The organism is uncultured Pluralibacter sp. (assembly GCF_913775985.1).
Lineage (GTDB): Bacteria > Pseudomonadota > Gammaproteobacteria > Enterobacterales > Enterobacteriaceae > Pluralibacter.
In genome coordinates this window covers 60,595-81,345 of the sequence record NZ_CAJYMB010000124.1, presented here as the reverse complement: position 1 = coordinate 81,345, position 20,751 = coordinate 60,595, and the positions used below count along the sequence as shown (strand labels likewise).

At 58.4% G+C, this 20,751-nt stretch carries 19 protein-coding genes; 3 read left to right on the top strand and 16 right to left on the bottom strand.

The window, feature by feature from the left end; translation table 11 throughout:
* Positions 1-25 precede the first annotated feature (25 nt).
* The 6 genes from glpX to gmk all read right to left on the bottom strand — a co-directional run bounded on the left by glpX (position 26) and on the right by gmk (position 7,119).
* Positions 26-1,036 (bottom strand): class II fructose-bisphosphatase, encoded by a 1,011-nt coding sequence (gene glpX, locus QZ766_RS14870; protein WP_297203229.1) that lies wholly within the window; start codon positions 1,034-1,036, stop codon positions 26-28.
* Positions 1,037-1,080: 44 nt separating this feature from the next.
* Complete coding sequence (gene recG, locus QZ766_RS14865) at positions 1,081-3,162, bottom strand: ATP-dependent DNA helicase RecG (RefSeq protein WP_297203227.1); 2,082 nt, start codon at positions 3,160-3,162, stop codon at positions 1,081-1,083.
* A 3-nt stretch (positions 3,163-3,165) separates the two neighbouring features.
* Positions 3,166-3,855 carry a tRNA (guanosine(18)-2'-O)-methyltransferase TrmH gene (trmH, locus tag QZ766_RS14860; RefSeq protein ID WP_297203225.1) on the bottom strand — a complete coding sequence of 230 codons (690 nt, stop codon included), beginning with the start codon at positions 3,853-3,855 and terminating at the stop codon, positions 3,166-3,168.
* Positions 3,856-4,037: 182 nt separating this feature from the next.
* Entirely contained in the window at positions 4,038-6,146 is a 2,109-nt protein-coding gene (spoT, locus tag QZ766_RS14855; RefSeq protein WP_297203224.1) for a bifunctional GTP diphosphokinase/guanosine-3',5'-bis pyrophosphate 3'-pyrophosphohydrolase, read from the bottom strand.
* 19 nt (positions 6,147-6,165) lie between these two features.
* Entirely contained in the window at positions 6,166-6,441 is a 276-nt protein-coding gene (gene rpoZ, locus QZ766_RS14850) for a DNA-directed RNA polymerase subunit omega (RefSeq protein WP_002442542.1), read from the bottom strand.
* 54 nt (positions 6,442-6,495) lie between these two features.
* Complete coding sequence (gene gmk, locus QZ766_RS14845) at positions 6,496-7,119, bottom strand: guanylate kinase (RefSeq protein ID WP_297203219.1); 624 nt, start codon at positions 7,117-7,119, stop codon at positions 6,496-6,498.
* A gap of 253 nt (positions 7,120-7,372) precedes the next feature.
* Here gmk and ligB point away from each other — a divergent pair, with 253 nt between their 5' ends.
* On the top strand, positions 7,373-9,049 hold the full coding sequence (ligB, locus tag QZ766_RS14840; protein WP_297203217.1) for an NAD-dependent DNA ligase LigB: 1,677 nt from the start codon (positions 7,373-7,375) through the stop codon (positions 9,047-9,049).
* On the opposite strand, the gene QZ766_RS14835 is transcribed toward ligB, so the two are convergent.
* From QZ766_RS14835 to QZ766_RS14805, 7 genes are all read right to left on the bottom strand, one after another.
* A complete protein-coding gene (locus tag QZ766_RS14835) occupies positions 9,046-9,663 on the bottom strand; it encodes a trimeric intracellular cation channel family protein (protein WP_297203215.1) in 618 nt (205 codons plus the stop codon). The two genes, ligB and QZ766_RS14835, sit on opposite strands and share 4 nt — an antisense overlap.
* 185 nt (positions 9,664-9,848) lie before the next feature.
* Complete coding sequence (locus tag QZ766_RS14830; protein WP_297203213.1) at positions 9,849-10,805, bottom strand: glutathione S-transferase family protein; 957 nt, start codon at positions 10,803-10,805, stop codon at positions 9,849-9,851.
* A 9-nt stretch (positions 10,806-10,814) separates the two neighbouring features.
* Positions 10,815-11,222 carry a DoxX family protein gene (locus QZ766_RS14825; RefSeq protein ID WP_297203211.1) on the bottom strand — a complete coding sequence of 136 codons (408 nt, stop codon included), beginning with the start codon at positions 11,220-11,222 and terminating at the stop codon, positions 10,815-10,817.
* Between the two features lie 103 nt (positions 11,223-11,325).
* Positions 11,326-12,234: a LysR family transcriptional regulator gene (locus QZ766_RS14820; protein ID WP_297203209.1), complete on the bottom strand. Its 909-nt coding sequence runs from the start codon at positions 12,232-12,234 to the stop codon at positions 11,326-11,328.
* Positions 12,235-12,284: 50 nt separating this feature from the next.
* Entirely contained in the window at positions 12,285-12,959 is a 675-nt protein-coding gene (ybiX, locus tag QZ766_RS14815) for a PKHD-type hydroxylase YbiX (RefSeq protein ID WP_297203207.1), read from the bottom strand.
* 105 nt (positions 12,960-13,064) lie between these two features.
* Positions 13,065-15,350 (bottom strand): catecholate siderophore receptor Fiu, encoded by a 2,286-nt coding sequence (locus QZ766_RS14810; RefSeq protein ID WP_297203205.1) that lies wholly within the window; start codon positions 15,348-15,350, stop codon positions 13,065-13,067.
* 418 nt (positions 15,351-15,768) lie between these two features.
* On the bottom strand, positions 15,769-16,632 hold the full coding sequence (locus tag QZ766_RS14805) for a YicC/YloC family endoribonuclease (RefSeq protein ID WP_297203203.1): 864 nt from the start codon (positions 16,630-16,632) through the stop codon (positions 15,769-15,771).
* A gap of 212 nt (positions 16,633-16,844) precedes the next feature.
* Here QZ766_RS14805 and rph point away from each other — a divergent pair, with 212 nt between their 5' ends.
* Entirely contained in the window at positions 16,845-17,561 is a 717-nt protein-coding gene (rph, locus tag QZ766_RS14800; protein WP_297203201.1) for a ribonuclease PH, read from the top strand.
* A 59-nt stretch (positions 17,562-17,620) separates the two neighbouring features.
* Entirely contained in the window at positions 17,621-18,262 is a 642-nt protein-coding gene (pyrE, locus tag QZ766_RS14795) for an orotate phosphoribosyltransferase (protein ID WP_297203200.1), read from the top strand.
* Between the two features lie 31 nt (positions 18,263-18,293).
* On the opposite strand, the gene slmA is transcribed toward pyrE, so the two are convergent.
* The 3 genes from slmA to coaBC all read right to left on the bottom strand — a co-directional run bounded on the left by slmA (position 18,294) and on the right by coaBC (position 20,659).
* Positions 18,294-18,890 (bottom strand): nucleoid occlusion factor SlmA, encoded by a 597-nt coding sequence (gene slmA / locus QZ766_RS14790; RefSeq protein WP_297203198.1) that lies wholly within the window; start codon positions 18,888-18,890, stop codon positions 18,294-18,296.
* A 118-nt stretch (positions 18,891-19,008) separates the two neighbouring features.
* Positions 19,009-19,467: a dUTP diphosphatase gene (gene dut, locus QZ766_RS14785; RefSeq protein ID WP_297203196.1), complete on the bottom strand. Its 459-nt coding sequence runs from the start codon at positions 19,465-19,467 to the stop codon at positions 19,009-19,011.
* Positions 19,445-20,659, bottom strand: coding sequence for a bifunctional phosphopantothenoylcysteine decarboxylase/phosphopantothenate--cysteine ligase CoaBC (coaBC, locus tag QZ766_RS14780; protein WP_297203195.1), 1,215 nt, complete (start codon positions 20,657-20,659; stop codon positions 19,445-19,447). Before coaBC ends, dut begins: the two co-directional genes overlap by 23 nt.
* Positions 20,660-20,751: the final 92 nt, after the last annotated feature.

The window sequence follows — 20,751 nt, the reverse complement described above, 5'->3', positions numbered from 1 at the left end:
CGGAAAGCTCGATTGATCAAATATTTCAGAGAATGTGATGCTGGATTTGCGGATCTTTGCGATCGAGATAGTGAATGGACTGAATGCGGCGGATCGTGCGCGATTTACCGCGGATCAGCAGCGTTTCCGTGGTGGCGATATTGCCCTTGCGGGTAATGCCGTCCAGCAGATCGCCTTTGGTGATGCCGGTGGCGGAGAAAATAACGTTATCGCTGCGCGCCATGTCGTCCAGCGTCAACACTTTATCGGCTTCAATCCCCATTTCCGCACAGCGCGCCAGCTCTGTTTCGCCGATACGGCGGTTCTCTTCGCTGTCGCCTTTCACGTGATGGCGGGCCAGCAGGCGGCCCTGCATATCGCCGTCGAGCGCGCGAATGACCGCTGCGGAAATCACGCCTTCCGGCGCGCCGCCAATGCCGTACAGCACATCAACTTCACTGTCCGGCATGCAGGTCAGAATGGAAGCGGCGACGTCGCCGTCGGGGATCGCGAACACCCGCACGCCCAGCGCCTGCATGGCGGCGATGACCGCATCGTGGCGCGGTTTGGCAAGAATAGTGACCGTCAGTTCGCCGAGGGGCTTATTCAGCGCCCGGGCGACGTTGCGCAGGTTCTCTTCCAGCGGAAGATCCAGGTCGATACTGCCTTTGGCCCCCGGGCCGACGATCAGCTTCTCCATGTACATATCCGGCGCGTTGAGGAAGCAGCCCTTATCGCCAACGGCCAGCACGGCCAGCGCGTTGGCCTGGCCCATCGCGGTCATGCGGGTGCCTTCGATAGGATCGACGGCGATATCCACCGCGTCGCCGTTGCCGGTGCCAACCGCTTCACCGATGAACAGCATCGGCGCCTCATCAATTTCGCCTTCGCCGATCACGATGGTGCCGTCGATATTGACCTTGTTCAGCATAATGCGCATGGCATTGACCGCAGCACCGTCGGCAACGTTCTTATCCCCGCGGCCAAGCCACTTATAGCCGGCAAGGGCGGCGGCTTCGGTTACGCGCGAAAATTCGATAGCAAGTTCTCGTCTCATCACATACTCGTCGTGGTAGCTGTAAAAAAAACGCGCAGCCTGGGCTACGCGTTGGAATAACGTTCGGTTTCCGGCATCCAGCGCTCGATCAGCGCCAGCGCCTGCTGCGGATATTTTTCGTGAATGTGGCGCGCAATGCGCTGAACGTCGGGAATAAGACCTTGATCGCGCAGCAGGTCTGCCACTTTGAACTCGGCGTTGCCGGTTTGCCGGGTGCCGAGCAGCTCCCCGGGGCCGCGGATCTCCAGATCCTTTTGCGCAATCACGAAGCCGTCATTGCTGTCGCGCAGCACCTGCAGGCGCATTTGGGCGGTTTTTGACAGCGGGGACTTGTAGAGCAGCACGCAGTGAGAGGCTACCGCGCCGCGGCCGACGCGGCCTCTGAGCTGGTGCAGCTGGGCCAGCCCCAGGCGCTCTGGGTTCTCGATAATCATCAGGCTGGCATTAGGGACGTCAACGCCGACTTCAATGACCGTTGTGGCAACCAGCAGGTGCAGCTCGCCCAGCTTAAAGGCCTGCATGACCGCCTGCTTTTCTGCAGGCTTCATGCGCCCGTGAACCAGGCCAATATTCAGCGCCGGCAGCGCCAGCTTGAGCTCTTCCCAGGTCGCTTCCGCCGCCTGAGCCTCCAGCAGATCGGACTCTTCAATCAGGGTGCAGACCCAGTAAGCCTGGCGGCCTTCGCTGGCACACGCGCTGCGCACGCGCTCGATAATCTCGCTGCGGCGGGTATCGGCGATCGCCACCGTTGTCACCGGCGTTCTTCCGGGAGGCAGCTCGTCAATTACCGACGTATCGAGATCCGCATAGGCGGTCATCGCCAGCGTGCGTGGAATAGGGGTAGCGGTCATGATCAGCTGGTGGGGATGAAAGCCCTGCTGCTGGCCTTTTTCCCACAGCGCCAGCCGCTGGTGGACGCCGAAGCGGTGCTGCTCGTCGATAATCACCAGCGCGAGGCCGTTAAACTTTACCTGCTCCTGGAAGATGGCATGGGTGCCAACAATCATCTGCACCTGACCGCTGGCGATGGCCTCCTGCTGCGCCTGCCGGGCCTTGCCCTTCTGCTTGCCCGCCAGCCAGCCCACTTCAATACCGAGCGGCGCGAACCAGCTGCGGAAGTTGTTGGCGTGCTGTTCGGCCAGCAGTTCAGTGGGCGCCATCAGCGCAGCCTGCTTGCCGTGGGCGATGGCCCGCAGCGCGGCCAGTGCGGCAACCAGCGTTTTGCCGGAGCCAACGTCCCCCTGCACCAGACGCATCATCGGCGAGCTGCGGCCGAGATCGCGATCGATTTCGCCGGCAACCCGCGCCTGGGCAGCGGTGGGTTTAAACGGCAGCGAGGCCAGAAAGCGCCGGGTCAGCTCATCGTCGGCCTTAAGCGGCTCGGCGTGATAGCGCTGCGCGCCGGCTCTCACCGCCAGCATGCTGAGGTTATGCGCCAGCAGCTCTTCCATAATCAGACGGCGCTGGGCGGGATGCTGCCCGGTTTCCAGATCTGCAAGCTGCAGCGTCGGCGGCGGGCGGTGCAGCGTGCGCAGCGCCTCGGGCAGGCTCATCATTCCCTGGGCCAGCTCCGGCGGCAGAAGTTCGGCAATGGCGCAGGTGTCCAGCAGATCCAGCGCCTGATCGGTCAGCTTGCGCAGGGTAGCCTGACGGACGCCTTCGGTGGTGGGGTAAACGGGCGTAAGCGTTTCCTGCAGTTCGGGGGAGCTCAGGTCGCCCTGCACGCGGTACTCCGGATGGATCATCTCGGCCCCGTACTTGCCGCGTTTTGCTTCGCCGTAAGCCAGCACCCGGCGCCCGGTGGCGAGGCTGTTTTTCATCGCCGCGTTGAAGTTGAAAAAGCGCAGGGTAAGGATGCCGGTGCCGTCGCTTATCTGACAGGTCATCATCCGGCGGCCGCCGAAAGTGATATTGCTGTTGAGAACTTCGCCCTCTACCGTGGCGTATATTCCCGGCAGCAGATCGTTGATGGTGTAGAGCTGGGTGCGGTCTTCATAGCGCAGCGGCAGGTGCAGCAACAGATCCTGCACGGTATGCAGGCCAATTTTCGCCAGCTTGCTGGCCTGCGCGGCACCGACGCCGGTGAGCGTGCTTAAGGGTACGGCATCCAGTAAGCGCCCCTGCATAGCTTAGCCCGCCGCCTGCATGGTGGCCCACCAGTCCGCGTCCGCCTCTATTTCGCCGCCTTCGTTAACCCGCGGATAGGGCAGCTTTTTGCGTCTGGCGACGTGGGCAAGAACCGGATAGCCGCCTTCAAACAGCAGGCGCTGCTGCACGTCGTCCGGCAGCATGCTGCTGGTGCGCGCGTACATGCCGGCGTTCTGTCGCTGGCGCTGGGCTTCGTAGAGAATAAGGGCCGAGGCAACAGAGACGTTTAAAGACTGCACCATGCCGATCATCGGGATAATAATGTCCTGGTCTGCCAGGTCCAGCGCCTCCTGAGTGATGCCGGTTTTCTCCTGGCCCATCAGAATGCAGGTGGGGCGGGTATAGTCGATATCGCGGAAGTCGACGGCGCTATCCGAGAGGTGGGTAGCGAGGATCTGCATGCCGCGCCCTTTCAGCGTCGAGACGGCATCGCCGATGGTCGGATGGGTTTTGACCTGCACCCAGCTGTTGCTGCCGGCTGCGGCCGAAGCCATCGTGCGCATCCGGCTGCCCGGCCATACGGCGTGAACCTCGTGTACCCCGACCGCATCGGCGGTGCGGATTATCGCCGAGACGTTATGAGGCTTGTGGACCTGCTCCATGCAGACCGTCAGGTCGGGCTGACGGCGAGCGAGCATTTCGCATATGCGCGCATAACGCTGTGAATTCATAAGATGCTGTCCTTCAAAATGGCCCGGTACAGGCTGCTGGTCACGCGGTGCTTAAAACTGCTGCGCGTTAGTCAGGCATGCTGCAGACCGGTTTGCCGCGCGCCCGGCTGCGTACTTCTGTACGTAACCGGATACTCATTCGTTTGCCGCTTTGCGCTGTTCGAATGATGCGCTGCTTAACGCTAGTTTCTGTTGCGGGTGACTTTAATGACATCCGGCATCACGCGTATTTTGCGCATGATATTGGCCAGATGCACGCGATCGCGCGTGGTCAGGCGGATAAAGGCGCTGTACACGCGGCCGTCTTTCTCTTCAGTATTTAAGCTCTGAATATTCGAGGTCGCGGTGTTAATCGCCGCCGTCAGGTTGGCCAGCGCCCCCTGATGGTTGAACATATCGACCTTAATTTCGGCGATAAACTCCTGCGCGGTCTCTTTGTCCCACTCCACGGCCATAAACTTCTCGGCTTCCTTCTGATAACCGCGAATGTTGCGGCAGGATTCGTGGTGGATAACCAGCCCTTTACCGGGGCTGACGTGGGCAATAATCGGATCGCCCGGGATTGGTCGACAACATTTGGCGAACGTAATCAGCACGCCGTCCGCGCCCTTAATCGGTAAATGGCTCTGGCCGGAAGGTGCGGGCATCTGTGAAGCCTCACCCTGCTGCAGGTTTTTCGCCACCACGACGCTCATGGCGTTGCCGAGGCCGATTTCCGCCAGCAGATCGTCGAGGCTGGCAATTTTCATGCGCTCAAGCTCGCGCTGGATGTTCTCCGGCGGGATCTCGGCCAGTTTGCGGCTGCCGCCGAGCGCGTGATTAAGCAGGCGGCGTCCGAGGCTGACGGAATCGTCGCGCTTGAGGTTTTTCAGCAGCTGGCGAATTTTGGCCCGCGCCTTGGAGCTGACCACGAAGTTGAGCCACGCGGCATTCGGGCGGGCGCCCGGCGCGGTAATAATCTCAATGGTCTGGCCGCTGGTGAGCGGCTGCGACAGCGGATAAGGCTGCCGATCGACGCGGGCACCGACGCAGGCGTGGCCGATATCGGTATGCACCGCGTAGGCGAAATCCACCGGCGTTGCCCCGGCGGGAAGTTCGACAATGCGGCCTTCCGGGGTGAAAACGTAAATTTCGTCAGGGAACAGGTCAGACTTAACGCTTTCAATAAATTCAAACGAGCTGCCGGCGCTCTGCTGGAGTTCAAGCAGGCTCTGCATCCAGCGCTGGGCGCGAATTTGCGCGGTAGTGCTGGTTTCGCCGTGCTCTTTATAGGCCCAGTGGGCGGCAACCCCCATCTCTGCCATCTGATCCATATCTTCGGTACGGATCTGCACCTCTACCGGCACGCCGTGCGGGCCAATCATCGAGGTGTGCAGAGACTGATAGCCGTTCGCCTTCGGGATAGCGATATAGTCTTTAACCCGCCCGGGACGCGGCTTGTAGAGGCTGTGCATCTGGCCCAGCACGCGATAACAGGTATCGGAGTCCTGGACGATAACGCGGAAGGCGTAGATGTCCATGATCGAGTGAAAACGCTGCTCTTTAAGCACCATTTTGCAGTAGATCGAGTACAGATGCTTTTCGCGACCGCTGACGCGGCAGGGGATACCGGCTTCCTGCAAGCGCCCTTCGATTTCCGAGAGGATCTTCTGGATCATCTCTTTACGGTTGCCGCGCGCGGCTTTTACCACTTCTTTAATGACGCGGTAGCGGTTCGGGTACAGCGCCTCAAAGCCCAGCTCTTCAAGCTCGGTTTTGATGTGGTGAATACCTAAACGGTGCGCCAGCGGACTGTAAATCTCCAGCGTTTCGCGGGCGATGCGGCGGCGCTTGTCCGGGCGAAGGGAGCCCAGGGTGCGCATATTGTGGGTGCGGTCGGCGAGTTTGATCAGAATGACGCGGATATCCTGCACCATCGCCATGATCATTTTGCGAAAGTTTTCGGCCTGGGCTTCTTTCTTGTCGCGGAAATTGAGCTTGTCGAGCTTGGAGACCCCTTCCACCAGTTCGGCCACGGTTTTGCCAAACAGCTGCTCCATGTCCTGGTAAGTGGCGGGGGTATCTTCAATCACGTCGTGCAGCAGCGCGGCCATCAGCGTTTCGTGGTCGAGTTTCATCTCGGCCAGGATACAGGCGACGGCTACCGGGTGCGTGATATAGGGCTCACCGCTTGAACGTGTCTGACCCTCGTGAGCGTCACGTGCAACGAGATACGCCTGCTGAAGACGCTTAATTTGGTCTTCAGGCAGGTAGGTTTGAATCAGCTGATTCAGGCTTTCAAACAGATACAAGGGTTACCCGCAGGGTTAATTAACGACGGCCTTCAGCAATTGCGGTGACTGCCTGCAGTTCTGCGGCTTCCTGCTCTTGCTGCTCCTGGCGCTCGCGAACGTCGAGGATCTGGTTGTTGATCAGACCTTCTTCGATTTCGCGCAGTGCGATAACGGTAGTTTTATCGTTTTCTTCCGGTACCAGCGGATCCTTTCCGCCAGTCTGCATCTGACGAGCGCGACGCGCGGCGACCAGCACCAGGTCAAAACGGTTACCAATTTTCTCTACAGCGTCCTGAACAGTTACGCGTGCCATATATAAAAAGCTCCACAGGTGAAGAAATGACTGGGCATGATACTGAAAGTGGACTCAGTCTGCCAATAGTTTGCTGATTAAAGCGTCATGTCGCTGCTTTTGGCGGCTCATGCGCAGACGTTCAGCGCGGATAATGATTTTCAAATCGCTCAGCGCGGTATCAAAATCATCATTCACAATAAGGTAATCATACTCAGCGTAGTGGCTCATTTCTGCAACCGCCTGCGCCATGCGTTTAGCAATAACGTCTTCGCTATCCTGACCGCGCCCGCGCAGGCGGCGATCGAGCTCGTCTTTGGACGGCGGCAGAATAAAGATGCTGCGCGATTCGGGCATCCGCTGGCGGATCTGCTGCGCGCCCTGCCAGTCGATATCGAGGAACACATCAACGCCGGTTTTCAGGATCTGCTTAATAGCGTCGTGCGACGTGCCGTAATAGTTGCCAAATACTTCTGCGTGCTCAAGGAAAGCATCCTGGCTAATCATCGCGCGAAATTCGTCGTGATTAACGAAGTAATAGTGTTCACCGTGAACTTCACCCGGCCGCGGTGCGCGCGTGGTGTGTGAGACAGAAACCTGGGTGTCGTAAAGCGGTTGGGTTTTCAGTAAAGCCTGAATCAGGCTTGATTTACCCGCGCCGCTGGGCGCAGAAACAATATATAGCGTGCCTTGAGCCATGAGAGTCTTGTGTATGAGAGTCGAAAAGAGTGCCTACATACGGGCTTATTATACACGTCGCCGCTGCGCGACGTAGCTTTTGTCACACTTTTTGTCTCCGTTTGCGCTTTTTCCGCTGCCGTTTCCGCATGTTCCTCAACTGTTTCACTGTTGCACCACTCTCCTGGAACTCTCCTCGTAAAGTGTAAAGCCTGCTATCGCACCGCGCACTCTGCAGCGCTATAACCTGCGGCAGGCTAACGGGAGATAAAGCATGGCATGGCTCAGGAGCGGGGTTCTGATTCTCATCATTTTCAGCGTTCAGGCGCGGGCTTCCTGCCCGGCATGGACGCCGGCGCGCGCGGCAGAAGAGATTGCGCGGCTCGATGCGCAAGTTGCCCGCTGGAATGATTTGTACTGGCAGTCCGGCGTGTCGGAGATAGACGATGAAACCTTTGACCGGCTCAGCGCCCAGCTAACAGAGTGGCAAGCCTGTTTCGGGCAGCCGATTACCGCCGTCACTATTCCGGCAAAAGCAGGAGTAGCGCCTCATCCCATTGCCCATACCGGCGTGCGTAAACTCTCGGGCGAGCCCGAGCTGGCCCGCTGGATGCGCGGAAAGCAGGATCTGTGGGTGCAGCCTAAAGTGGACGGCGTGGCCGTAACGCTGGTCTACCGCAACGGTGAACTGGAGCAGGCTATCAGCCGCGGCGACGGCCTGGCGGGCGAACGGTGGAAGGATAAAGTAAAGCAGATCCCGTCGCTGCCCCATCGCCTGAGCGGGCCTTTGCGCAACAGCGTGCTGCAGGGCGAGCTTTTCCTGCTGCGCGACGGGCACATCCAGCAGGCGGCGGGAGGTATCAACGCACGATCTAAAGTGGCAGGCACAATGATGCGCAAGGATCGGACCGGGCCGCTAAACGATATCGGCATTTTTATCTGGGCATGGCCCGATGCTCCCGGGACGATGACGCACAGGCTTGCTCTGCTGAAGGAGGCCGGATTTGCCTACGTTAGCGAATTTACGTTACCGGTTATCACCGCTGCGGAAGTCGCCCGACAGCGGCAGCGCTGGCTGACCGAGCCGCTGCCGTTTGTCACCGACGGCGTGGTGGTGCGCTCGGCAAAAGAGCCTGCGGGCAGGCTCTGGAAACCCGGCGACGGCGACTGGGTTGTTGCGTGGAAATACCCGCCGACGACGCAGCTGGCGGAGGTGAAAGGGATCTCGTTTAACGTCGGCCGCACCGGGAATGTCTCTGCGGTCGCCAGGCTTGAGCCGATTATGCTGGACGATAAGCGGGTGCAGCGGGTCAATATTGGCTCCGTTAAGCGCTGGCGCGAGTGGGACATCGCCCCCGGAGATCGGCTGGAAATTGGGCTCGCCGGGCAGGGCATTCCGCGTATCGAGCGCGTGGCCTGGCGCGCCGCCGGACGGGCTAAACCTCAGCCGCCGGTAGATACTTTCCATTCCCTGAGCTGCTATTACTCAACGCCCGGTTGCCGGGAGCAGTTTCTGGCGCGGCTGGTCTGGTCAGGGAAAATGCTGCAAATAAAGGGCGTGGGCGAGGCGATGTGGCGCGAGCTAAATTCTCAGCACCGCTTCGACAACCTTTTTGCGTGGCTGGCGCTGAATAAAGAGGCGCTCGAAAGAACGCCGGGACTGTCGGCAAAAAGGGCGCTGCAGCTCTGGCACCAGTTCAATCTGGCCCGCCGCCAGCCGTTTCGCCTCTGGCTGCAGGCGATGGGTATTCCGCTCAACGCCGGCGCGCTGCGGGATATTGCCGGGGAGAGCTGGGAACTGCTGCTTGCCCGTAGCGAGTCGGACTGGCAGCGGCTGCCTTTTGTCGGTAAAGCCAAAGCCGAACAGCTGCGCGGCTGGCTGAATGCGCCGGAGATAAAAGCGCTCGCCGGATGGCTGGCGGAGCAGGGCGTCAGCGGTTTTCGCCTCTAGTGTGCGTCGTGGCGATAATAAAATACCGGCAGGCCGAGCTTCAGGCGCAGCGCCAGCAGCCGGGCGGTAAAGCCGAAAAGAAGCGTGGCGATGACCGCGACATCGTGACTGCTCACGTAGTGCTGCAGCGCGATATACAGCACCGCAGACGCGAACGCGATCCCGGCATACAGCTCTTTTTGGAATACCAGCGGAATGCGCTTGCAGAACATATCTCGCAGCACGCCGCCGAAGACGCCAGTAATCACTGCGGCAATGGTGGCAATAATCGGGCCTTCGCCCATCTCCAGCGCAATTTGCGCGCCGATGATGGAAAACACCACCAGGCCCAGGGCATCCAGTACCAGAAACAGCCGGCGCAGGTGTGGCATGACCGGTGCCGCAACGGTAGTCAGCACGGCGGCGGCGGCCACAATGACCACATATTCCGGATGTTTTACCCAGCCCAGCGGGTAGTGTCCCAGCAGGATGTCGCGCACCGAACCGCCGCCCAGCGCCGTGGCGGTGGCAATAATAATGACGCCGAAGGTGTCCATGCGCCTGCGGCCCGCTGCCAGTGCGCCGGTCATTGCCTCAGCGGTGATTCCAATTAAATAGAGCGTGTGTAGCAGCATATTGTCCCCCAGAGCAGAGGGCTGCAGAGTAGTGAATTGTGAACAATCTCACGATTGAGATTTTCTAAGGCAAAGCACAATGCATTAGTTTTTCTAATCAACAGAAGTGACTCAGGCCTTACTTATCGCGTTTCGATAATAAAGGCCTGTTAAAAGAGGATTAGTTTTCTTACCTGGGAGAATGTTTAAAGCCCGTAAATGCTGAGGTCGGGTCCTGCAGGAACAATACCGTTCGGGTTAAGGGCCTTAATGGAGTAATAGCCCTGTTTGATGTGGTCAATATTGACCGTTTCCCGAATACCGGGCACATCCAGAAGGCGGCGCAGATAGCTATCCAGATTCGGATATTCGGACAGCTTGCGCTGGTTGCACTTAAACAGTCCGTGATAAGCGGCGTCGAAGCGAATGAGCGTGACGAACAGGCGGATATCCGCTTCGGTCAGCAGCCCGCCGCAGAGAAACTGACGTGACGCAAGGCGCTGTTCCAGCACGTTGAGCATCGTAAAGACATCGTTCGACGCCTCTTCATAACTCAGCTGCGTGGTGGCAAACCCGGCGCGATAGACGCCGTTATTGAGCCTGGGATAGATCTCCGCGTTCAGGGCGTCTATCTCCTCCTGCAGATGGGCAGGGTAGAGATCGTACTGATGGCTCGCAAGATCGCCGAAGCCGCTGTTAAACATCCGCAGGATGTCCGCGGACTCGTTATTAACGAGCGTATCGGTTTTCTTATCCCACAGCACGGGTACCGTAGCGCGGCCTGTAAAATGCGGATCGGCGTGAGTGTATAGCTCGTGCATCCACGTTGCGTGCCGCAGGCTATCCTCTGTAGCGCCGGGGTAATCTCCGAAGCGCCAGCCTTCACTCTGCAGGCGGGGCTCGACGACAGACAGGCTGATAATCTTGTCCAGCCCTTTGAGCCTGCGCGCAATCAGAGTGCGCGAGGCCCAGGGGCAAATGAGCGCGACGTAAAGATGGTAGCGGCCGGGCTCTGCGGCAAAACCGCCCGCACCGGTAATGCCCGGCGCGCCGTCCGGGGTTACCCAGTGGCGAAAGCTGGAGGTCTGGCGAACAAATCCGCCTTTTTCATCTTTGGCCTGCAGCGGATGCCACTCCGCTGCCCATTTTCCGTCAACCAACATAGTGTGCCTTTATCCTCTGCGCGTGGTGGGCTTCAGGGCATATTTTCCGTCACCAATCAGCGCCAGCGCAATCAGGCCGATAATCCAGAACGCCGGATACTCCCAGCCGCCGTTGGGGTTGGTGAAAAAGAAGCCAGCCGGGCCGTGTACCGTAAAGATAGCCCCCAGCAGAACCGGGATCAGGATAACCGCCACAACCCGGGTGTAGATGCCAAGCACCAGAGCGATAGCGCCGAAGAACTCAACTGCCATGGTGATGTAGGCCAGCCAGCCGGGAAGCCCGAGCGAAGCGAAAAACTTTGCCGTACCGGCTGGGGTAAAAACAAAAAATTTCAGGCCGAAGTGGGCGAAGAAAAGCACGGCCAGCGCCAGGCGCAGCAGCAGCGCTGCATAGGGGGTAGTACGTTGATCGAACATAGTCGCATTCTCCTGTCTGTAAGTGGAGAACACTGTAACGTTTTTTTTCAGCGTAATTATCCCACTGAAAAGGAGATGTTTATTTCCAGAATGGAAATAATCGCTAGCGCGCGGCGGTATCTTCTCCGGGAGAAAATATATCAACCAGAAAATCGATCATCACTCGGGTTTTTTGCGGCGTATAGCGGGCGGGCGGGAATACGGCAAACAGCGCCAGCGGCGGAGCTTCAAAGGCGGTCAGTACGGGGACCACGAGCCCTTCGGCAAGGGACTTGCGGGCAATAAAATAGGGTAGCCGGGTAATGCCCAGACCAGCGCTTGCGGCCTCCAGACAAACTTCCGCATTGGAAAAGCGCATTTTGCCGTCAACGGGCTGCAGGTGCAGCTTCTGCTGGGGGTCGAGGAACGGCCAGCGCCACGGATCGCGGAAGTTGGTATCAACAATCAGCGCGTGCTGGCTCAGCTCGCGCCAGTGCTGCGGCTCGCCGCGGGCGGCAAGGTAGTCCGGTGAAGCAATGAGCGTATTACGCATTGCGCACAGGCGTCTGGCGAGAAGGCTGCTGTCGGTAAGGCTGCCGATGCGCAGCGCCAGATCGAAGCCTTCGTCCACCACGCTGACCAACCGATCGGAAAAACTGACGTCCAGCGCGATATCCGGATAGCGGCGCGCGAAGCTTACCAGGTGTGGAGCAAGCTGCGTGGTGCCAAACGTCACCGGTGCGGAGATCCGCAGCTGACCGGAGGGCGCGTTGGCGATATTGCGCACCGAATCGTTAAGCGCGTCATAGTCAATCAACAGCTGGCGGATCCTGTCGTAGTAGGCGAGGCCCACGTCCGTGGGCGTCAGCGAACGGGTGCTGCGGCGAAACAGGTTAGCGCCAAGCTCTTTTTCCAGGCGGGAGATAAGTTTCGACGCCTGACCGTGGCTGGTGCCGCAGCGCTGAGCGGCCAGGGTAAAGCTCCCGGTCTCCATGACCGCGACAAACATCCGGTCGCACTCCAGTCGTTCCATTCGCGGTGCCTCCGGGGGCTGAAACAGACATTACTATGCGGGAGAGGCGCTTACGTCTCGCTCCAGCCGCGCAGCAGGTTGTGGTACATGTTGAGCAACGACAGCGTCTCTTCGCTGTCCCCGTGGCGCGCCTTGAGACTTTGAATGTTTCTGTCCAGCTCAAACAGCATGGCGCGCTGCTTGTCGTCGCGGATCATCGACTGGATCCACAAAAACGAGGCCTCGCGGCAGCCGGCGGTGACGGGGTTGACGCAGTGCAGGCTACTTGAAGGGTACAGTACCAGATCCCCGGCCGGAAGCTTCACGCTGTGCTGGCCGTAAGTATCCTCAATCACCAGCTCCCCGCCTTCGTAACTCTCCGGCGCGCTGAGAAACAGCGTGGCGGAAAGGTCGGTGCGCATCCAGGATGCACCGTTTCTGCGCATCGCGCCGTCAACGTGAAAGCCGTAGGTTTCCCCCTGCTGATAGCGATTAAACAGCGGGGAGGAGATGCTCAGGGGCAGCGCGGCGGCGAAGAACAGCGGACTGCGGTTGAGCGCCTGGGTCACTGTTTCCTGGAGGGGGGCATAGCCTGCAGATCCGGTATCGATTTGCTGATTATTTTTTACCGTAGCGCCCTGGTGTCCGACCGTGGCGCGCCCGTCAATCCACGCGGCCTGCTGCATTTGCTGCCTGATGGCGTAAACCTCGTCCGGCGTCAGTACTGCCGGAATGTGATACATCATATGCTGGTGCCCTCAATATTGCGGAGCTTGTTACCCGGTGCTACCGCGCCGGGTAACGATACTGCGAGCTGCCGACAGCGAGATACCGCCGGAAGCCTGTCGGTTTTAGAAGTGAACGTTCGCCGTCAGCAGGAATGTTCTCGGCTCACCCGGGTGATAGCGATAGCCGCTTTTGTTGATGGACGCAACGTAATTCTTATCAAACACGTTGTAGACGTTAAGCTGGAGATCGAGGTTGTTATTCACCTTATAACCCACTTTTGCGTCCGTTACCCAGTAGTCTTCGGTGCGATCCGGCGTACCGACCGCGCCATCGCTGCCGCGGTGCATGCTGCCGACGTAGCGGGTGCCGGCACCTACCGACAGCGCGGTGGTTGCCTGATACTGCGTCCAGAGGGTGAAGGCATTTTTCGGCGTATAGGAGAGTGAAGAAGAGCCGTCCTGCGAGACGCTGGTACCTTTTTTCACCGTTGCATGCTGATTGGTGTAGCCCGCCATCACCGCCCAGTCGTCAGTGATGTTGCCCGTCGCGGACAGTTCGTAGCCCTCAACCCGCTTTTTGCCGTTCTGCGAATAAGTGCCGTCATCATTGGATTCGACTTCATTTTCAATGTCGGTACGGAATACGGCCGCATTAAGCAGCAGGCGCTTGTCCAGAATCTCCCACTTGGTACCGATCTCACCGGATTTTGCCTTCTGCGGGCTGAAATCGGTGCGGTTAGCGCTATTGCCCGCGCCGCCCGCGCTAAGGGCAAAGTTGCTGCCCCCCGGCGGCTGTTTTGAGGTGGCGTAGTTAATGTAGACATTGCCTTCCCGGGTCAGGTGATAGAGCGCCCCCGCCTTCCAGTTCAGCAGGCTGCCCGATTTTGAGGTATTTACCGTTGTGATCGGCGTGCCTTTGCGCACGCCCGCCGGGCAGGCCACGGCGCCGCGGCCGGTAGCCCCGCAGGCGGTTGCGCTGTCATAGTCGGTATCGTAGCGGTCAAGACGCATGCCGCCGTTGATTTCAAAATCGCGCGTAATGGACAGCGTATCAAAGGCGTAGACGCCGAAAGTATCCGTCTGCCCGTTGGCGTTCGCGCCGTTGCGGTGCAGTCCGCCGACAGAGACATCGCTTACCGGGTGATAAATATTGACCGCGGGCGGCGTAATGCCGTTAACGCCGTAGTTAGTCTGCTTCTCGCGGGTAAATTCCACCCCGGCGCTAACGTCGTGGTCCACCTGCCAGGTGCTGAATTTTGAGGTGATGTTCGTCTGGTTAGTCAGGATGCGGTTGCTGACATCTTTGGTATTCGCCAGCCGCGACCAGCTCCAGCTATCGAGATCGTTGATGTTCGGGGCAGTGATGTTACCCGCTCCGCCCATGATAGCCGTCATCAGATACTTCTGCTTCACGCGGGACCAGCGGGTGGTGTTGCGGATAGTGGTGTTATCCGACAAATCATGCTCAAAGCGGATTGTGCCGGTATCGCGAGTCGAGTGGTCGAAATCTGATGCCGTACCGTAGAAGTTATGCGTGTTCACTTTTCCGGCGCTTTCCAGACCGCCAAACCTGGCGGACGGCGCAGAATAGCCCGGCAGGCCGATAGTGGGAATGCCGCCGTCCGGGGTATTGTTCTGGTGCTCGTGAAGATAGTTCAGGTAAACCCGGGTCGGGGTGTCCAGGCCGAGCGCCAGCGACGGTGCAAAACCGTAGTGCTCGTTTTGAACGTTGTCGCGTCCGCGATCGTGATTTTTCTCACCCATTGCGTTCAGGCGGAAGGCGGCGTTGTCGTTGATGACCTGGTTGTAGTCCAGCGTCCCGCGGCGTCGCCAGGCGCTGCCTACGCTTGCGGAACCGTCCAGACCGTTTTCCAGGCGCGGCTGTTTGCTGATCATATTGATTGAGCCCGACGGCGCGCTGCGGCCATAGTCGGTGCCCGCGGGTCCTTTAATGACTTCAACCTGCTCGGTATTAAAGGTGTCGCGGGTCACGCTGCCGATATCGCGAATGCCGTCCAGATAGATGCTGTTGGACGTATCGACACCGCGCATATAGACCGAATCACCGGTAGAGGAACTGCCGTTTTCACCTGCGTAAAACGCGCCGACGCCCGGCACGTTTTTCAGCGCGTCGGTAAGGGTGGTGACGCCCTGATCTTTGAGCACCTGCTCCGGCACCACCGTCATGGTACGGGTGGTATCTACCAGCGGTCGGGTAAATTTAGGATCTGCGGATGCGCCGGGTGAATAGAGTGACGGAAGCGGTGCCTGAACCACCAGCGTATCTTCACTTTTACTGTTCGATTTCTCTGCAGATAAAGCGGCCGCAGGTGCCGTACCGAGGCAAAGCCCGGTAAACAGCGCCAGTGAATTGAACTGCGTGAACGTCAACGATGAATTTTTATTCATTTTGCAGGTGCTATAATTTTTATGAAATTCGGGATGGTGCCTACTTCAAACCAAAAATTACCTGTTTATCATGGTAATAAAGAGTGATAGCTGCGGCATCATGTTTGAATGATAAAGAAAACAATTATCATTTGGCTTAGCATTTTACATATTGCCACATACTTATAAATACATTTCTTTACCAAAATTGTAATTCAGTAAAATTGACTAAAAAATGGGCTTTTGTGATGTGGATTGGCAGACTGTGAAGTGCGATCGCAGCGTAACCTACGCTGTGGCACGGGATGTGGCAGTACGATAATGTTACAGTTCAAGGGTTTTTCAGAAGCGAGGCTTGAACATGCGTGAATGGTACGCATTCCGGTTATAAAAAAGCCCATATAATATGGGCTTGCAGAGTTATTAGCTGCGCGCGTCGTTACTCAATGTTCTGAATCTGTTCCCGCATCTGCTCAATCAGCACTTTCAACTCGATAGCTGAAGTAGTGACTTCCGTATTAATGGATTTTGACGCCAGCGTGTTTGACTCGCGATTGAACTCCTGCATCATAAAGTCGAGGCGGCGGCCGACGGCTTCTTTTTTCTTCAGGATATTCCAGGTCTCTTTCACGTGGGCTTCCAGGCGGTCCAGTTCTTCGGCCACGTCGATGCGCTGGGCCATCATTACCAGCTCTTGCTCCAGGCGATTATTTTCCAGCTGCACCTGCGCTTCTTCCAGTTTGGCCTGCAGGCGTTCGCGCTGCCACTGCAGAATTTCCGGCATGCGGGCGCGAACTTTCACCACTTCGGCGCTGACGCCGTCGAGGCGCTGCTCAATCAGCGATTTCAGGGCCTGACCTTCCGTTTCGCGCGCGACGATGAAGTCGTCCAGCGCGCCGTCAAGCGCAGTGAGAATTTCAGCGGTAATGGCGTCAAGATCCTGCTCCTGAGCGGCCATAACCCCCGGCCAGCGCAGAATATCGACCGGATTGATTTCACCTTCGTCGCTCTGCATCTTGACCCAGTTGGCGGCGTTGACCAGCTGCTTAGCCAGCTTCTCGTTGAGGATCAGCTCGCCCTGCGCGCTCGGATCCGGCTCAAAGCGCAGCGTGCACTCTACTTTGCCCCGCGTCAGTCGGCTGCGCAGGCGCTCGCGCACCACCGGCTCAAGACTGCGGAACTGCTCCGGCATGCGGAAGTAAGTTTCGAGATAACGCTGGTTTACCGAGCGCAGTTCCCACGCGGCACTGCCCCATGTGCCCTTGATTTCACGCCGGGCGTAGGCGGTCATACTGCGGATCATAGACGTTCCTGTTTTTAAAGGAGAGTGGAGGGATTATAGCGGGCGCGGCGATCGCAGGACAGGGATAAGCGCGGTTTATGCGGCCCGCTGGCGCAGAATTGCTTCTCCTGAAGCGACGATGTCGAGAATGCAGGCCCGCCCGCCGGCGCAATGCAACGTGAGGGATTTTGTGTATAATGCGCGCCACATTCGTTAACGCCGGAGATTTCATTATGCGTCCAGCAGGTCGAAGCGCACAGCAGGTGCGTCCCGTTACTCTGACCCGTAACTACACTAAACACGCAGAAGGCTCCGTGCTGGTCGAATTTGGCGACACCAAAGTCCTCTGCACTGCCTCTATTGACGAAGGCGTGCCGCGCTTTCTGAAAGGCCAGGGCCAGGGCTGGATCACCGCCGAGTACGGTATGCTCCCCCGCGCCACCCACACCCGCAACGCCCGCGAAGCAGCGAAAGGCAAGCAGGGCGGCCGCACCATGGAAATCCAGCGTCTTATCGCCCGCGCGCTGCGCGCTGCCGTCGATCTGAAAGCGCTGGGTGAATTTACCATTACCCTCGACTGCGACGTTATCCAGGCGGACGGCGGCACTCGTACCGCATCTATCACCGGCGCCTGCGTGGCGCTGGCGGACGCCCTTGGCAAGCTGGTCGCGGCGGGCAAGCTGAAAACCAATCCGATGAAAGGCATGGTGGCCGCGGTATCCGTGGGCATCGTTGGCGGCGAAGCGGTGTGCGATCTGGAGTACGTTGAAGATTCCGCAGCGGAAACCGATATGAACGTGGTGATGACCGAAGACGGGCGCATTATCGAGGTGCAGGGCACCGCCGAGGGCGAGCCGTTCACCCACGAAGAGCTGTTGACGCTTCTGGCGCTGGCCAGAGGGGGCATCGAATCCATTATCGTGACGCAGAAAGCGGCACTGGAAAATTGATTTAAGGGCGACGCGGTCGCCCTTTTTTTTGTCCAAAAAACGTAGCGAGGAGCAAATCCATGAAACCGTATCAGCGCCAGTTTATTGAATTTGCGCTTAACAAGCAGGTGCTTAAGTTCGGCGAGTTTACGCTGAAATCCGGGCGCAAAAGCCCCTATTTCTTTAACGCCGGGCTGTTTAATACCGGACGCGATCTGGCGTTGTTGGGTCGCTTCTACGCCGAGGCGCTGGTAGATTCCGGGATTGATTTCGACCTGCTGTTTGGCCCGGCCTACAAGGGTATTCCGATTGCCACAACTACCGCCGTGGCGCTCGCCGAGCATCACGAGCGCGACGTGCCGTACTGCTTCAATCGCAAAGAGGCGAAAGATCACGGCGAAGGCGGCAGCCTGGTGGGCAGCCCGCTGGAAGGACGCATCATGCTGGTGGACGACGTTATCACTGCCGGCACCGCTATCCGGGAGTCGATGGAAATTATCCAGGCGCACGGCGCGACGCTTGCGGGCGTGCTTATTTCTCTCGATCGGCAGGAGCGCGGACGCGGCGATATCTCGGCAATTCAGGAAGTTGAGCGCGACTACGGTTGTAAGGTGATTTCGATTATCACCCTGAAAGATTTGGTGGCTTACCTGGAAGAGAAGCCGGAAATGGCCGATCATCTGGCGGCAGTGGAAGCCTACCGCGAGGCATTTGGCGTCTGAAAATAGAAACCGGGCGCCAGCCCGGTTTTGCTTACTGCAGCTGCGCGGCCACCAGCGGCCAGCGCACGTCAAAGTCGGCGGTGGGGCTGTACTTGAACTCGCTGCGCACGAAGCGAGACAGCATCCCTTCACAGAACGCCAGCAGCTGGCTTGCCAGCAGGGTTTCATCAACGCTGTAGCCTTCCCCTTCGCGCATTTTTTTCTCCCGCAGTACCTGACGCAGCTGGGCTTCAATACGCTCAAACAGCTGGTTAATGCGGTCCTGCAGGCGATCCTGCTCAAACATCAGCGCATGGCCGGTCATGATGCGGGTCAGTCCCGGATTGCGCTCGCCGAAGCCGAGGATAAGCTGCACGATCAGCCGCAGGCGCGCGCCGGTATCCTTTTCGTCTTTCAGAATCAGGTTGATGCGGGTGATCAGGCTATCTTCGATAAACTCGATCAGGCTGTCGAACATCCGCGTCTTGCTGGGAAAGTGACGATACAGCGCCGCTTCGGAGACGCCAACGGAAGCGGCCAGCTTGGCGGTGGTAATACGCTGACTGCCGTCGCTGGATTCAAGCATCAGTGCCAGAGATTGAAGTATTTCTTCGCGACGATTCCGTTTCGCAGTTTGTTTTTCTGCCATGTTTTAAAATACCCCTGAAATAAACGCGCATCAGACAGGCACCCGCACTGCGAACGCAACATAATGTTGGCGTTACTGTTTTTGCATTTTTACGCAGTGGGATACTCAGCAGGGCGTGTTATTTACGTCCTGAATGGCCAAAGCCGCCTTCGCCACGGTCGGTGGCATCAAACTCTTCAACAAGATTAAATTCGGCCTGCACTACCGGCACAAAAACCATCTGCGCAATGCGCTCGCCCGGTTCGATAGTGAAGCTCTGCTGGCCGCGGTTCCAGACGGAAACCATCAGCTGCCCTTGATAGTCTGAATCGATAAGGCCGACCAGGTTGCCCAGCACAACGCCGTGCTTATGGCCGAGTCCCGAGCGCGGCAGAATAACGGCGGCAAGAGAGGCGTCTGCGATATGAATAGCCAGTCCGGTCGGCAGCAGCGTGGTTGCGCCCGGCGCAAGCTCAACGGCGTTATCAAGACACGCTCGCAGATCAAGTCCGGCGGAGCCGGAGGTCGCATACGTCGGCAGCGGGAACTGCTCGCCCACGCGCGGGTCCAGAATCTTAACGTCGATTTTTTTCATCATAACGGGTAACGATCTCGTTCAGTAGTTGTTGGCCCAGGAGCTCTTTGCGCGCAAGCGCTAAGACTTTATCTCCTTCCTGCCAGAAAAGGTGCAGTGCATTACTGTCACTGTTAAAGCCCTGATTTTGCTGAGATACGTCGTTGGCGCAAATCAGATCCAGGTTTTTGCGGGCACGTTTTTGCCGCGCATATTCTTCCACATTATTTGTTTCTGCGGCAAACCCTACGACATAGGGGCGATCGATTTTTAACGCGGCGACGCCGGCAACAATGTCCGGGTTTTTGACCATTTTCAGTGTGATTTCATCGCCTTGCTTTTTAATTTTTTCATCGGCAACGGTGGCGGCGCGGTAGTCGGCAACGGCGGCGCAGCCGACAAAAATGTGCTGCTGCGGTGCGCGGGCCTGCACGGCGGATTCCATTTCAAGTGCGGTAGTCACGTCGATACGCTGAACGCCGGGCGGGGTTGGCAAGTTTACCGGGCCGCTGACCAGCGTCACCTTTGCGCCGCGCCGGGCTGCCGCGGCAGCAATGGCAAATCCCATCTTACCGGAGCTGTGGTTGCTGATATAGCGAACCGGATCCAGCGGCTCCCGGGTGGGACCTGCGGTAATCATGATACGCAGATGTTGCAGATCGTTGACAGGCGAAAAGTGGGCTGCGGCCATCTCTACCAGCGTCAGCGGATCTAACATGCGGCCCGGGCCCACGTCGCCGCAGGCCTGACTGCCGCTGTCCGGCCCCCAGATGAGCAGTCCGCGTTCGGACAGCGTGGCGAGGTTGTGCTGGGTTGCGGCGGCGCGGTACATCTGCTGATTCATCGCGGGTACCACCGCTACCGGTGCGGCGGTGGCCAGGCAAATAGTAGAAACCAGATCGTTAGCCATTCCCGCCGCTACGCGGGCGATGAGATCGGCGGTAGCCGGCGCCAGGATCACCAGATCCGCCCATTTGCCCAGTTCAATATGGCCCATCGCGGCTTCTGCTGCGGGATCCAGCAGGCTATCCGAAACCGGATAGCCAGACACCGCCTGCAGGCTCAGCGGTGTAATGAAGGCTTTTGCTGCATCGGTCATCGCGACGCGCACGTCTGCGCCGCGCTCGCGCAGGCGACGCACCAGTTCCGGCGTCTTGTAAGCGGCAATGCCGCCGCTGACGCCGAGCACGATTTTTTTACCCGCCAGACTGATCATGATTCTTTCCTGTGCTGTACATCGGAATCTGCCCATTTTATCACAATCCCCCTGCAGCCGCGTTGCAAAGGGAAATTCACTTTGCGAGCCGC

What these genes read in the sequence shown, in the direction of transcription:
- glpX (WP_297203229.1), bottom strand. Translation starts at nt 1,036, where the DNA reads ATGAGACGAGAACTTGCTATCGAATTTTCGCGCGTAACCGAAGCCGCC.
- recG (WP_297203227.1), bottom strand. Translation starts at nt 3,162, where the DNA reads ATGCAGGGGCGCTTACTGGATGCCGTACCCTTAAGCACGCTCACCGGC.
- trmH (WP_297203225.1), bottom strand. Translation starts at nt 3,855, where the DNA reads ATGAATTCACAGCGTTATGCGCGCATATGCGAAATGCTCGCTCGCCGT.
- rpoZ (WP_002442542.1), bottom strand. Translation starts at nt 6,441, where the DNA reads ATGGCACGCGTAACTGTTCAGGACGCTGTAGAGAAAATTGGTAACCGT.
- gmk (WP_297203219.1), bottom strand. Translation starts at nt 7,119, where the DNA reads ATGGCTCAAGGCACGCTATATATTGTTTCTGCGCCCAGCGGCGCGGGT.
- ligB (WP_297203217.1), top strand. Translation starts at nt 7,373, where the DNA reads ATGGCATGGCTCAGGAGCGGGGTTCTGATTCTCATCATTTTCAGCGTT.
- QZ766_RS14835 (WP_297203215.1), bottom strand. Translation starts at nt 9,663, where the DNA reads ATGCTGCTACACACGCTCTATTTAATTGGAATCACCGCTGAGGCAATG.
- QZ766_RS14830 (WP_297203213.1), bottom strand. Translation starts at nt 10,805, where the DNA reads ATGTTGGTTGACGGAAAATGGGCAGCGGAGTGGCATCCGCTGCAGGCC.
- QZ766_RS14825 (WP_297203211.1), bottom strand. Translation starts at nt 11,222, where the DNA reads ATGTTCGATCAACGTACTACCCCCTATGCAGCGCTGCTGCTGCGCCTG.
- QZ766_RS14820 (WP_297203209.1), bottom strand. Translation starts at nt 12,234, where the DNA reads ATGGAACGACTGGAGTGCGACCGGATGTTTGTCGCGGTCATGGAGACC.
- ybiX (WP_297203207.1), bottom strand. Translation starts at nt 12,959, where the DNA reads ATGATGTATCACATTCCGGCAGTACTGACGCCGGACGAGGTTTACGCC.
- QZ766_RS14810 (WP_297203205.1), bottom strand. Translation starts at nt 15,350, where the DNA reads ATGAATAAAAATTCATCGTTGACGTTCACGCAGTTCAATTCACTGGCG.
- QZ766_RS14805 (WP_297203203.1), bottom strand. Translation starts at nt 16,632, where the DNA reads ATGATCCGCAGTATGACCGCCTACGCCCGGCGTGAAATCAAGGGCACA.
- rph (WP_297203201.1), top strand. Translation starts at nt 16,845, where the DNA reads ATGCGTCCAGCAGGTCGAAGCGCACAGCAGGTGCGTCCCGTTACTCTG.
- pyrE (WP_297203200.1), top strand. Translation starts at nt 17,621, where the DNA reads ATGAAACCGTATCAGCGCCAGTTTATTGAATTTGCGCTTAACAAGCAG.
- slmA (WP_297203198.1), bottom strand. Translation starts at nt 18,890, where the DNA reads ATGGCAGAAAAACAAACTGCGAAACGGAATCGTCGCGAAGAAATACTT.
- dut (WP_297203196.1), bottom strand. Translation starts at nt 19,467, where the DNA reads ATGATGAAAAAAATCGACGTTAAGATTCTGGACCCGCGCGTGGGCGAG.
- coaBC (WP_297203195.1), bottom strand. Translation starts at nt 20,659, where the DNA reads ATGATCAGTCTGGCGGGTAAAAAAATCGTGCTCGGCGTCAGCGGCGGC.